12 protein-coding genes and 2 riboswitches are annotated in these 13,241 nt (G+C 42.4%); all 12 genes read right to left on the reverse strand.

From position 1 onward, the window contains the following. Nucleotides 1–13: 13 nt before the first annotated feature. A complete protein-coding gene (purF, locus tag GJS40_RS10400; RefSeq protein WP_270897792.1) occupies nucleotides 14–1,429 on the reverse strand; it encodes an amidophosphoribosyltransferase in 1,416 nt (471 codons plus the stop codon). Then, nucleotides 1,405–3,633, reverse strand: coding sequence for a phosphoribosylformylglycinamidine synthase subunit PurL (gene purL, locus GJS40_RS10405; RefSeq protein ID WP_270897793.1), 2,229 nt, complete (start codon nucleotides 3,631–3,633; stop codon nucleotides 1,405–1,407). The genes purF and purL overlap by 25 nt, the downstream gene beginning before the upstream one ends. Further along, a complete protein-coding gene (gene purQ, locus GJS40_RS10410) occupies nucleotides 3,617–4,300 on the reverse strand; it encodes a phosphoribosylformylglycinamidine synthase subunit PurQ (protein ID WP_270897794.1) in 684 nt (227 codons plus the stop codon). The genes purL and purQ overlap by 17 nt, the downstream gene beginning before the upstream one ends. Beyond that, the gene (gene purS / locus GJS40_RS10415) at nucleotides 4,297–4,548 is read right to left on the reverse strand and encodes a phosphoribosylformylglycinamidine synthase subunit PurS (protein WP_270897795.1); all 252 of its coding nucleotides are present in this window, start codon (nucleotides 4,546–4,548) and stop codon (nucleotides 4,297–4,299) included. The genes purQ and purS overlap by 4 nt, the downstream gene beginning before the upstream one ends. Before the next feature lie 30 nt (nucleotides 4,549–4,578). Beyond that, the gene (purB, locus tag GJS40_RS10420) at nucleotides 4,579–5,877 is read right to left on the reverse strand and encodes an adenylosuccinate lyase (protein WP_270897796.1); all 1,299 of its coding nucleotides are present in this window, start codon (nucleotides 5,875–5,877) and stop codon (nucleotides 4,579–4,581) included. A gap of 14 nt (nucleotides 5,878–5,891) precedes the next feature. Beyond that, nucleotides 5,892–7,031: a 5-(carboxyamino)imidazole ribonucleotide synthase gene (purK, locus tag GJS40_RS10425; protein ID WP_377902018.1), complete on the reverse strand. Its 1,140-nt coding sequence runs from the start codon at nucleotides 7,029–7,031 to the stop codon at nucleotides 5,892–5,894. After that, on the reverse strand, nucleotides 7,028–7,513 hold the full coding sequence (purE, locus tag GJS40_RS10430; RefSeq protein WP_270897797.1) for a 5-(carboxyamino)imidazole ribonucleotide mutase: 486 nt from the start codon (nucleotides 7,511–7,513) through the stop codon (nucleotides 7,028–7,030). The genes purK and purE overlap by 4 nt, the downstream gene beginning before the upstream one ends. Nucleotides 7,514–7,627: 114 nt before the next feature. Beyond that, nucleotides 7,628–7,729, reverse strand: a riboswitch (purine riboswitch). An 89-nt stretch (nucleotides 7,730–7,818) separates the two neighbouring features. Beyond that, nucleotides 7,819–8,013: an NETI motif-containing protein gene (locus tag GJS40_RS10435; RefSeq protein ID WP_270897798.1), complete on the reverse strand. Its 195-nt coding sequence runs from the start codon at nucleotides 8,011–8,013 to the stop codon at nucleotides 7,819–7,821. 12 nt (nucleotides 8,014–8,025) lie between these two features. Further along, nucleotides 8,026–8,538: an isoprenylcysteine carboxyl methyltransferase family protein gene (locus tag GJS40_RS10440; RefSeq protein WP_270897799.1), complete on the reverse strand. Its 513-nt coding sequence runs from the start codon at nucleotides 8,536–8,538 to the stop codon at nucleotides 8,026–8,028. Next, nucleotides 8,535–9,605, reverse strand: a complete 1,071-nt coding sequence (locus tag GJS40_RS10445; protein ID WP_270897800.1) for a type III polyketide synthase — start codon at nucleotides 9,603–9,605, stop codon at nucleotides 8,535–8,537. The genes GJS40_RS10440 and GJS40_RS10445 overlap by 4 nt, the downstream gene beginning before the upstream one ends. A 169-nt stretch (nucleotides 9,606–9,774) precedes the next feature. Further along, nucleotides 9,775–11,085 carry an NCS2 family permease gene (locus GJS40_RS10450; protein ID WP_270897853.1) on the reverse strand — a complete coding sequence of 437 codons (1,311 nt, stop codon included), beginning with the start codon at nucleotides 11,083–11,085 and terminating at the stop codon, nucleotides 9,775–9,777. A gap of 123 nt (nucleotides 11,086–11,208) precedes the next feature. After that, a riboswitch (purine riboswitch) is annotated at nucleotides 11,209–11,309 on the reverse strand. Between the two features lie 101 nt (nucleotides 11,310–11,410). Beyond that, a complete protein-coding gene (gene guaA / locus GJS40_RS10455) occupies nucleotides 11,411–12,961 on the reverse strand; it encodes a glutamine-hydrolyzing GMP synthase (RefSeq protein WP_270897801.1) in 1,551 nt (516 codons plus the stop codon). Nucleotides 12,962–13,241: the final 280 nt, after the last annotated feature.

Below are 13,241 nucleotides of genomic sequence, written 5' to 3' on the forward strand. Positions count from 1 at the left end.
TCCTTATTCACTCTTACCTTTTATCGTGGGGATGCAATGTATCAGGATAAATTTCCGTTGGATAGTTTCCCGTGAAACACGCGAGACATTGCCCTCCATTCGGTTCATCCGTGTCACGCCCAATTCCTTTGATTAACCCTTCGATACTTAAAAAACGAAGAGAGTCCGCTCCCATCATTTCACGCATCTCTTCAATGGAATGATTGGCAGCAATTAACTCTTCTTTTGTAGAAGTATCAATGCCGTAATAACACGGATGGGTAATCGGAGGAGAACTAATGCGAACGTGCACTTCTTTTGCACCGACATCTTTTAACAGACGAACAATCCGCTTGCTCGTTGTTCCCCGCACGATGGAGTCATCGACCATGACGACCCTTTTTCCTTCCACGACGCCTCGAACAGCGGAGAGCTTCATTTTCACTCCTTGTTCCCGTAACTCCTGCGACGGCTTAATAAATGTGCGACCGACATAGCGATTTTTAATTAAACCGAGTTCATACGGCAGCCCCGCTTCTTCCGCATACCCAATTGCCGCAGAAATGGAAGAGTCAGGAACTCCTGTTACGACATCCGCATCGACTGGCGCTTCTTTGGCAAGCTCTTTTCCTAGTCGTTTCCGAGCAGAATGTACGTTGATTTGGTCTAAGTTCGAATCCGGCCGCGCCAAATAAATATACTCCATACTACAGAGAACCCGGGAAGTTGCGTTCGTGAAATATTCGGAATGCATACCTTCCTCATCAAAAATAACAATCTCCCCTGGTTCTACTTCTCGTAAATATTCCGCTCCTACCGCATCAAAAGCGCACGTTTCCGAAGAGACAATGTATGCTTCCCCGAGGCGCCCAATAGAAAATGGACGCATTCCGTTCGGGTCTTGTGCGACCATCAATTGATTGTCCGTGAGTACCGCAAAAGCGTAAGCCCCTTTAATCATTGTTAATGCATTTTTTAACTTATCCTCTATGCGAGGGTATACGCTTCTTTTAATTAAATGAGCCAACACTTCTGTATCAGAACGGGTTTGAAAAATACTTCCTTGACTTTCCAACTGATGTCTTAAACCATTTGCGTTCACTAGATTTCCATTGTGAGCAATGGCCATACTATCCGTCTCGGAGCGGATAAGGAGCGGTTGCCAATCCGCAAAACCATTGTCAGACCCGGATGCCGGGTAGCGAACGTGACCTAAAGAAGCTTCTCCGCGTAACCGTTCAAATTCTCCTTTTTTAAACACTTCAGAAACAAGTCCCGGTCCTTTATGCACCTGCATTTTTTCTCCGTTACTTGCTACAATCCCGGCCCCTTCTTGGCCACGATGTTGAAGGCTGTGTAAGCCGTAGTACGTGAGCTGCGGAGCATCTTTATGTCCCCATACCGCAAATACACCGCATTCTTCATTTATGCCTTTAATTTCACCAAGCATGGAATAGCTCCTTTCCAGGCGCTTTCTAATTCTTTTACTTCCGCATCCATGAGCGTTTCACCGGAAGCAGCACGAATTGTTAAACGACCGTCTCCAGTCACTCGACCGATTTCCTTGGCGGATGGAATCATCTCTTTCAATGCTTCTTTTTTCTCCGCGGGTACGGTTAACACATAGCGAGATTGCGTTTCGGAGAATAATTCCGTCGCAGCCTCTCCTGCTATCGTTATTTCTGCCCCAACGTTCGTGTCAAACAAACATTTCGCTACTGCCACGAGAAAGCCACCTTCTGAAATATCATGGGCAGAAGCAATCACGCCTGATTGAATTGCTTGGAGGACAGCTGTTTGTCTTTCTTTTTCTACTTTTAAATCAAGAGCAGGAGGCCTTCCAGAGATATCGCCTTCTCGTAATTTTTGCAATTCGCTCCCACCGAATTCCGGTTGCGCTTCTCCTAAAACGTAAACCAAGTCTCCTTCATTTTTAAACGACTGTGTGGTAATATGGGCTACATCTTCAATCAAACCGACAACACCAACGATCGGAGTCGGATAAATGGCACTATCACCTTTTTCGTTATAAAGAGAGACGTTCCCACCAATGACAGGAGTGTTTAACGTACGACATGCTTCACTCATTCCTTCAATTGCTCGATCCAGTTGCCAATAAATCTCTGGGTTTTCGGGACTACCAAAGTTTAAACAATCGGTCAGACCAAGAGGCTTTCCACCGGAACAAATAATGTTTCTTGTAGCTTCGGCGACGGTAATTTTCCCGCCGACTTCCGGATCGAGATACAAATAGCGGGCATTACAATCCGTTGTCATCGCAAGGGCTTTATTTGTCCCGCGAATACGGATGATTCCAGCATCGGAACCAGGAGAGACAACAGTATTCGCTTGCGCAAGATAATCGTATTGAGAATAGACCCATTCTTTGCTTGCAATTGTCGGCTGCTGTAATAGTTCAACAAGTGTTTCTTTTACGTTTTCTACCTTGTAATGGACCGGTTCTTTTGCTTGTTGTTCTCGATAAAAAGCTGGTTCTTTCGTCGGCAAGTCATATTCTGGCACATCTTCAGCGAGTGCATCAACCGGTACTTCTGCCACCACTTTTCCTTTGTGTAAAAGACGAAGATTTTTGTCTTCGGTGACGTGACCGATTTCACTATACATCACACCCCAACGTTCACAAATATCTTTTATTTCTTTTTCTCGGCCTTTTTTGACGACAAGAAGCATTCGTTCTTGGGATTCAGAGAGCATCATTTCATACGGAGTCATTCCTTCTTCCCGTTGGGGCACGAGATCTAAGTTCATTTCAATGCCGTACCCTGCTTTACTTGCCATTTCCGCAGAAGAAGAAGTGAGACCCGCTGCTCCCATATCTTGAATTCCAATCAGTGCATCCGATTGAACGATTTCAAGGCACGCTTCCATCACAATTTTTTCCATAAATGGGTCTCCTGCTTGAATGGAAGGGCGTTCGCTCGGATCTTCATCACTTAATGATTCGGAGGAAAAAGTGGCTCCGTGAATACCATCCCGTCCCGTTGGTGGTCCAATGTAAATGACGGTATTGCCAACCCCACTTGCTTGTCCTTTTTTCATATCTTTATGATCTAAAAGACCAACACACATGGCGTTTACGAGAGGATTCTTTTCATAGGAAGGATCAAATTTTACTTCCCCACCTACTGTTGGTACACCGACACGGTTTCCGTATCCGGCAATCCCGGCTACCGCTTCTTCAAACAAATAACGCACGCGGGGAGTGGTTAATTCTCCAAAACGAAGGGAGTTTAATAAAGCGATAGGACGTGCACCCATGGAAAAGACGTCACGCATAATGCCTCCAACACCCGTGGCTGCACCTTCGTAAGGTTCCACTGCAGAAGGGCTATTATGACTTTCGATTTTAAAGACAGCAGCTTGCTCATCTCCAATATCAACAATGCCCGCTCCTTCTCCTGGTCCTTGAAGCACTTGTTTTCCCTCTGTAGGAAATTTTCTCAAGAGTGCTTTTGAACTTTTGTAGCTGCAATGTTCTGACCACATGACCGAAAATAACCCTGTTTCGGTATAGTTCGGCAAGCGGCCTAACAATTTCACCGCATAGTCATATTCCTCTTCTTTCATTCCCATTTCTTTATATATCTTTTCTTCTTTAATTTGCTCTGGGGTCGGTTCATGAAGTCCGGTCATGCTCTTCCCTCCAATGGTGAATAATAGATTGAAATAACGCTAAACCGTCTGTACTACCGATAATACTTTCTGACGCGCGCTCCGGATGAGGCATAAGCCCTAGCACTCGTTTGTCTTCACTAACGATACCAGCAATATGGTCCATGGAACCGTTCAAATCATCATAGTATTGAAAAACAATTTGATTATTTTCCTCGAGCTGTTGCCGTATTTCTTTGTCACAGACGTAATTGCCATATTGATGCGCAACGGGGATGTTCACTTCCTGCTGTTGTTCGTATTGATTCGTAAAAGGAGTATTGTTATTTTTTACAATAAGTTTCGACTTGGCACAAATAAATTTCAGCAGTCTATTTCTTCGAATAGCACCCGGTAAGAAACCTGCCTCTAATAAAATTTGAAAACCATTTCCAATCCCACAAATCAGTTTTCCTTTCTTTCTTTCTTCTTTTAACGCTTGAATCGCTGGTGTAATACTTGCAATTGCACCGCTTCGTAAATAGTCCCCGAAAGAGGCGCCGCTTGGTAGAATGATGACATCATATGCGGATAAATCGGTGTCTTTATACCAAACGCCTTCCGCTTCTTCGTTTAATAACGAACGGAGCACATGCAAAATATCTTCTGTTCCGCTAGACCCTGGAAAATCAATAACGGCCCATTTCATGCTTTGTTTTCCTCCTCCACCGTATAGGAATAATCTTCAATGACCGTGTTTACAAGCAGTTGTTCACACATCTCTTTCACTTTGGTATCTAAAGATTCTGTTGACTCCATTTCTAGTTCGATCGTTTTGCCGGTGGTGACACTTTTCACTTCATCAAAAGAAAGTTCCGCTAACGCGCGCTCAAGGGCACTCGCTTCGGGATTAATGACACCTTCTTTCACTTTCACATGCACTGTTACTTTTACCATAGAGACCCCTCCGTTTTTCATATTCATGGATTATTCGATAATTCCAACGCGCTTAAACAGCGTATCAATATGTTTCGTATGGTATTCCGGGTCAAAACAAGCGCGAATCTCTTCTTGGGTCAACACTTTCGAAATCGTTGGATCTTCTTCAATCAACTGTTGAAAAGAGATTCCTTTCTCCCAAGCTTCCATTGCTTTCGGCTGCACGGTGTCGTACGCTTCTTCCCGAACCATCCCTTTATTAATGAGAGTAAGTAGTACTTGTTGCGAATAAATAAGACCGTATGTTTTGTCCATATTTTTTTTCATATTTTCTGGATACACTGTCAGTTGCTTGATAATGTTACCAAATCGGTTCAGCATATAATTCAATGCGATGGTTGCATCTGGTAAAATGATTCGTTCTGCAGACGAGTGTGAAATATCCCGTTCATGCCATAAAGCGACATTTTCATAAGCGGTTGTCATATACCCTCTCACGACACGAGCCATTCCTGTCATATTTTCAGAACCAACAGGATTGCGCTTATGAGGCATGGCGGAAGACCCTTTTTGTCCTTTCGCAAAAAATTCCTCCACTTCGCGCGTTTCGCTTTTTTGGAGATTTCTAATTTCTACTGCCATTTTCTCAATGGAGGTAGCAATCAATGCAAGAACGCTTATGTAATGAGCGTGACGGTCCCGTTGGAGCGTTTGGGTCGAAATCGGCGCGCATTTAAGCCCCAGTTTTTCACACACGTATGCTTCAATCGACGGAGGGATATTCGCAAAAGTACCTACCGCTCCGGATAGTTTACCAACTCGCACTGTCTCCGCGGCTTCTATAAACCGCTTATAATTTCGTTTCATTTCGTCATACCAAAGCGCTAATTTTAATCCAAATGTTGTCGGTTCCGCATGCACCCCATGGGTTCTTCCCATCATGATCGTATATTTATGTTCCAATGCTTTTTCTTTTAATATGCTTAAAAAACGTTCTAAATCTTTTTTTAAAATTTCATTTGCTTGTTTCAACAAATAAGATAACGCAGTGTCAACGACGTCTGTGGAAGTGAGACCGTAATGCACCCATTTTTTTTCATCCCCTAACGTTTCCGACACAGCTCTTGTAAAGGCGACGACGTCATGTCGTGTTTCCGCTTCAATTTCTTGAATACGATTTACGTCAAAGCTTGCCTTTTCGCGAATTTTCTTTACATCTTCTTTCGGAATTCGTCCAATTTCTGCCCAAGCTTCACAAGCTAAAATTTCCACCTCTAACCACGCTTGGTAACGATTTTCATCCGTCCAAATTGCACCCATTTCGGGACGAGTATAACGCTCAATCATTCGATTTCTCTCCTTTATTCTGAATCGTTCACATCCGCCCATACTTCTTCTGTTCGTTCGATCGCTTCTTTCAGAGTAGGCGCTAAAACCGTCCAATGCCCCATTTTCCGTCCGTATTTCGCTTCTTTTTTTCCGTAAAAATGAACATGACCGACCTTGATGAAACGGTCGTACTGTTGCTGTACGGACTGTACGTGTTGACCGAGAATATTCGTCATCACAACCGGTTTGAACAGAGTGGTTGAACCCAAAGGAAGACCAGCAATGGCACGAATATGTTGGGCAAATTGAGAAGTTTCACACGCTTCAATCGTATAATGACCGGAATTGTGAGGTCGGGGAGCTAATTCATTGACATAAATATCGCCATTCTCAAGCACAAACATTTCCACCGCAAGGGTTCCGACCAGCTCTAGGTGCTTAGCGATTTGTATCGCCATTTCTTCCGATTTTTGTTCGATCTCTTTTGGAATGCGGGCAGGGACTATTGTCTGGTGCAAAATGTTGTTGACGTGAATATTTTCTCCAACCGGGAAGGTAGCAACTTCTCCTGTTGTACTTCTTGTCACAATGACAGAGATCTCTTTTTCAAAAGGAATCCATGCTTCTAACACGAAAGACGAGGCTCCTGTTTCACTTAGTGAACGAAAGGCGTCTTTTCCATCTACTTCCTTATGTATTACCACTTGTCCTTTCCCGTCATATCCCCCTTGGCACGTTTTTAAAACCGCTGGACACCCTAGCTGCTTTAATCCTTCCTTGACATCTTCAAGAGACTCCACCCCATAATAAGGCGCAACAGAGACGCCGGCTCTTTCAATTGCTCTTTTTTCCCGCAAGCGATGTTGGGTTGTATATAATAATTGACTTCCTTGTGGCAAATATAACTCTTTCTCTAAAAATGAAGCAGTATTTGCGTCAATATTTTCAAATTCATAGGTTAATACGTCGCAATGCTCCTTTAGCTTTAGAGCACCGTTTTGGTCGTCATAAGCGGATTTCACTTCCACATCTGCCACTTGACAAGCGGGTGAGTCTAACGAGGGCTCTAACACAGCAATGCGATATCCCATTTCTTTTGCTGCTAAAGCCATCATGCGACCGAGTTGTCCACCACCTAAAATACCGATCGTTTGTCCCGGAGAAATTCTCACGATAAATCCCCCGTTTCCATCACTTTTTTACGAAGATTTTCTCGTCGCACTTCTAAACGTTCGGCTATTTTTTCATCAAATGCCGATAACATTTGTGCTGCCAATAAACCTGCATTGGTCGCGCCAGCTTTTCCTATGGCGACCGTTGCTACCGGTACGCCCCCTGGCATTTGTACAATGGATAATAAGGAATCCATCCCATTTAATGCTTTCGATTGGATAGGTACACCAATGACAGGCAAAGTCGTTTTCGCAGCGACCATTCCCGGCAAATGCGCGGCTCCCCCGGCTCCGGCAATGATGACTTTTAATCCTCTTTTTCGTGCAGTTTCTGCATATTCAAACATGAAGTCAGGGGTTCGATGTGCTGAGACGACTTTTTTCTCGTAAGGAATCTCCAGCTCTTTTAATACTTGACAAGCGTGCTCCATCGTCTCCCAATCAGAAGTACTCCCCATAATGACTCCCACTATTGGCTTCATCATACCCACCCTTTTCATTTTTTTCATTAAAAAAACCCGGTACTTTGCTTTCTGAAATTTATCCATTCATGAGAAAGCTTCCAAGCCCCGGGGTCAAAACAACAAGAAATAGTATAATTGAAGTATCGTCCCCATAGTCCGACAATTTACGGTTGTCGGGTAGAAACTTCCAGGCCATATTCCTGGCATTATATGAGGTGCTGGTGCTTATTCATCCCATTACTTACACGTATAGCTTATCAACCTTTGCTGAAGTTTGTCAATTAAAAATCGAACATTAAAACTATTAATAAGTTTAATGTTCGTTATTCTCGCACTCCTTCAAATATAATTTGTTGGCAGATTGGGATTTTTTCTATCTTTCCGTTTTTATTTACTTCTTGAAACACCGGTTTTTCTACCCGTCGTACCGGTCGATACCCTGCTTCTTTCATGCGACGAAGACAATCTTCAATCGCTTCATTTTCTTCCACTTGAAATTTTCTTTTTCTTTCTCCCATCTTCTCCTCCCTTTAAACCAGTAATTGTTGCAATGCTTTTTCTTCTAATGGAATCCGAATAAAATAAATGAGCACCACATGACCGATAACGAAGAGAAAAGATGTAAACACTGCTTCAAAAATAAGGGGCAGGGAAAATAGTTCGATTGCTACGATTAGATAGTTAGGATGTTTTAACCAACGATAGGGTCCTTTTCTTACTCGTTTTTCCCCGGGCAATACAATGATTTTTGTATTCCAATATTTTCCTAGTGTCAACAATGTCCAAAAACGACCAAGTTGTGCGAATAGAAAAAGAGCAAAAAAGACGAACCAATACTTTCCCAGCTCTCCTCCTTTCCAAATTACTTCGACTGTGAGCGAAATAAAAAAGAAAACATGGAGCAACACAATCCACTTATAATGGTCTGCACCAACTTCGATCGCACCATTTCTTTTCATTTTCTTTTCATTGTGACGTGCGTAAACAATTTCTACCAATCGCTCCATCATCATAAGTGAAATGAAGATGATAAAAAATATCATTTTAATTCCCTCCATTCCACCCAAACCATTTCTGCACAAAAACCTGGTCCTAACGCTGTCAACAACCCGTTTTCATTGATTTTAGGATGATAGTGATCGATGATATTTTTTAATACGTACAACACGGTTGGAGCGGACATATTCCCTTGTTTCCGTAACACTTCCCGTGATGGATTCGTTTTCTGTCGAGGAAGAGATAGTGATTTTTCGTAGGCATCAAGCACTTTTTTTCCACCTGGATGAGCGATAAAATAATTTACGTTGTGCCATGATTGATTCATTTTTTTCAAAAACTCATCGACGTTTGGTTTTAGCCATTTTTCGATGAGCGTTGGAATGTCTCGCGAAAACACAACGTGCAAACCGTTGTCTTTCACTTTCCATCCCATGACGTCTTCCGAATCTTTCAACCAAACAGAATGGGTATCTTTTGTCAGTAAAATGATTCCGTTTTGTTTTACTTTTTCTCCTGTCATTAACACACAAGCAGCGCCATCTGCAAACAATGATGTTCCGATAAAGTTACTTTTTGATATATCTTTCTGTTGAAAAGTTAAACTGCATAATTCGATACATAAAACGAGTACTTTGTCTGTTGGAAATGCTTGTAAGTATTCATGGGCACGGCTAATCCCTGCCGCTCCTCCTGCGCATCCTAAACCCCATATCGGGATACGTTTCACATGAGATGGAAAAGATAGTTCATTCATAATGCGAATATCAATGGTAGGTGTCGAAAGGCCCGAACTAGAAATAAAGAAAAAGGCATCTATTTCTTCTTTGTCTGTACTAGTGGATTGCAAACATTGTTCTACTGCCTTTTTTCCCATCTCGACACATTGTTCGATATATACATCATTCTTTTCTTGAAAGCTTCTCTCTTCTTTTAACCATTCTAGCGGGGCAGCAAAATGTCGGCGCTCTATCTCTCCATTATCAAAAACTTTTAATAGCCTGTGAATATTTGGAAAATGAGGAGCAAACAATTGACGAACAATTTCTACTGTTTCTTCTTGGGTTACCGGATAAGGAGCATTGACTGTCTCCACATGCGCAATTACAGGCATATTTCCACATCCAATCATGCTTGATCATCAATATTTAACAAAATATTGATTTCCTTGATTGATCTTACTATTCCCGTTCATGACTACAATCATGCAGGAATTTCCTTCTTCATTCATAGACAAAAAGTCAACATTTCGCCAAATCTCGAAAATGTTGACTTTCATTTCCTTATCCTAAAAACACAAAATATGCGATAAAGACGAAAAACAATACGTACATGACGGGATGAATATCGCGTCCTTTTCCTTTGATTAACATTGTAATTGGATAAAAGACAAACCCCATCGCAATCCCTGTCGCAATACTGTAAGTTAACGGCATCGCTGCAACCGTTAAAAAGGCAGGAATGGCAATTTCGATTTTATTCCATTCAATTAAACGAAGAGAAGATGCCATCAGAACCCCTACTAAAATTAACGCCGGTGCAGTTACTGACTCTGTTACTACGACGAGAAGAGGAGAGAAGAACAACGACACTAAAAATAACAATCCGGTCACAACAGATACAAATCCTGTTCGACCACCTGCCGCTACCCCGGAAGACGATTCGACAAAAGCTGTCGTTGTCGAAGTTCCTAAAACCGCACCAATCGATGTCGCAGAAGAGTCTGAGAGTAACGCCCGAGTCGCACGAGGCAGTTTATTATTTTTTACATATCCTGCTTGATTTGCCACCGCAAACAATGTGCCGGCTGTATCAAAGAAGTCAACGAATAAAAAGGTCAAGACGATAATCACCATTTGGATTACAAGGTCAGAGGTCCATTCAATTTCCCCTAACACAGTAAAAGCTGCTCCGAATGTAGATGAAAGACTAGGAATCGAACCGACAACGGCTGTTGGTACTTGAATAATTCCTACAATCATTCCAGCAACGGCCGTAATAACCATTCCATAGAATATTCCGCCATGCACGCCGCGAACGATTAAAATGGCAGTGACAAACAAACCAAACGCCGCCAGGGCTGTTCCGGGATTTGTCATGTTTCCTAACGACACAGCAGTCGCTTCATCCGGAACGATAAATTCTGCGTTTTGCAATCCAACAAAAGCAATAAACAAACCAATTCCGGAAGCTACTGCATATTTTAATTGTTCCGGGATCGCATTAATAATTTTTTCTCGGACCCCTATGACGGTAATAAGAATAAAAATAATACCAGAAAGAAAAACACCAAATAAAGCCACTTGCCATGGGATTCCCATGCCTAACACAACCGTGTATGTAAAGAAAGCATTTAATCCCATTCCTGGTGCCAAAGCGATCGGGTACTTCGCAAATAGCCCCATGATAAGCGTCCCAATGGCTGCAGCAAGTGCTGTCGCAGTGAAGACGGCTCCTTGCTCCATCCCTGCATCTCCTAAAATCAATGGATTCACAAATAAGATGTACGCCATGGATAAAAAAGTTGTTAAACCCGCTACACTCTCCTGCCGATAATTGGTACCCCATTTTTCAAATTCAAAATAACGATTCACCATCGCTCCTCCATTCTTTTGAAAAAAATCTTGCGGAAAAACGAAAAAGTTCCAAGCAGCAATCACTACCTGGAACCTCGACTCTTCCAACGAAAGCCTCGCCGATGACATGACAGAACATCGGAAAGAACATTCCGTTTTCGTAGTCAAGCTATTTACGGCAGCTTGTAGAGACTCGCGAGCCATATTCTCGCGATTATACGAAAACGCTATATAAAGATATATGTGAACTTGATTGCCTATTAGTTTATCAGCGGATAAAAGAAAAGTCAACTAAAAAACCGAACATTCATGTATTCATATGCATGAATGTTCGTATGTGATGCTATTCCCACTCAATCGTTGCTGGTGGCTTCGAAGTGATGTCGTAAACCACTCGATTCACGTGTGGGACTTCCGTTACTATTCTGGTAGAAATCGTCTCTAATACATCGTAAGGGATTCGCGCCCAATCAGAAGTCATCCCGTCCACAGAATGAACAGCACGTATGCCAACGGTGTAATCATACGTACGAGCGTCATCTTTCACGCCAACGCTTCTCATATTCGGCAAGGTCGTAAAATATTGCCAAATTTCTTTTTCCAATCCGGCATTTTTAATTTCTTCTCGCAAAATTGCATCTGATTCACGAACGATTTCCAGTTTCTCTTCGGTAATTTCTCCTAGGACGCGAATACCTAAGCCCGGGCCTGGAAAAGGCTGACGCCAAACGATTTCATCAGGCACCCCTAATTCAGTACCTAACGCTCTCACTTCATCTTTAAACAACGTTTTCAACGGCTCAATTAGCGTAAAGTTCATCTCTTCTGGTAATCCACCTACGTTATGATGAGATTTGATTGTTTTTGACGTTTCTGTTCCGCTTTCGATGACATCCGTATATAACGTTCCTTGGGCAAGAAAGTCCATATCTGTTAATTTTCCTGCTTCTTCTTCAAATAAGTAAATAAACTCATTTCCAATAATTTTTCGTTTCTGTTCTGGGTCAGATACCCCTTTTAATTTCTTTAAAAAGCGTTCTTTTGCATCAATCTTAATGACGTTCATGTGAAATTCGCCTTCAAACGTTTTCATCACGCTCTCTGCTTCACCTTTACGAAGCAAACCGTGATCAATGAACATACATGTCAGTTGGTTTCCAATCGCTTTATGAATAAGAGCCGCAACGACCGAAGAATCAACACCGCCACTTAGTGCACATAACACATGTTTATCCCCTACTTCTTCTCGGATAAGTTGAATTTGCTCTTCAGAAAATTTTTTCATCGACCAATCCCCGCGACATTGACAAACTTCAAACAAAAAGTTTTTCACAATCTCCATTCCATGAGGGGTTTGTTCTACTTCCGGTTGAAATTGAATGCCATACAATTGCCGTTTTTTATCACTTATCGCTAAAATCGGCATGTTGTTCGATCTTGCATCCACTGTAAATGATGCTGGTGTGGAAGTAACTTGATTTTCTTTATGAACCCACACAGGTTGTGCTGACGGGATATTTCTCCAAAGTTTTCCTTGATTTTTTACTTGCATTGTTTCAACACCGTATGTATTTGCATCTTGTTCATGAGAAGGGGTTTCTACTTGTCCACCAAGCTGATAAACCATCCATTGCATTCCATAAGAGATACCGAGAACCGGAATACCAAGATCCAAAATTTGAGGATCATAGGTCGGGGCGTTCTCGGCATGAATACTTTGAGATCCCCCTGTTAATACAATACCGGTCGGTTCTAATGCCTTTAGTTTTTCAATATTGATCGTATACGGATAAAGTTCACTGTAAACACCGGCGTCTCGTATTTTTCTCGTGATCAACTGGCTGTATGGACCACCAAAGTCAAGTACAACAATTAACTCATTCTTTTTCCCCATCGTTCGAACCCCACCTTTATATTGTATTTTAGTTAGGTAAACTTAGCTTCTTGTCCCGATCCTCCATCGCCTTCGCGCCTAACCAGTTGCTTCCGCTTTTCTTTGTCTAGCTCCAGCAACCAGGCATTTGGCCTAAGGAACTTCTGCTAAAATCATGCCCGTCCTAGGCATAACGCAGAAGTCAGCACGTCCTATGCAAGTCAGATCATGTCAGAAGTCAAAAAACGACTTCTGTCCGTGCTCTTCCAACGCTTTTCGTGGCTCAACGGCTTTCTCCGCT

Source organism: Aliibacillus thermotolerans, assembly GCF_027853235.1.
In the GTDB taxonomy this organism is placed as follows: Bacteria; Bacillota; Bacilli; order Bacillales; family Marinococcaceae; genus Aliibacillus; species Aliibacillus thermotolerans.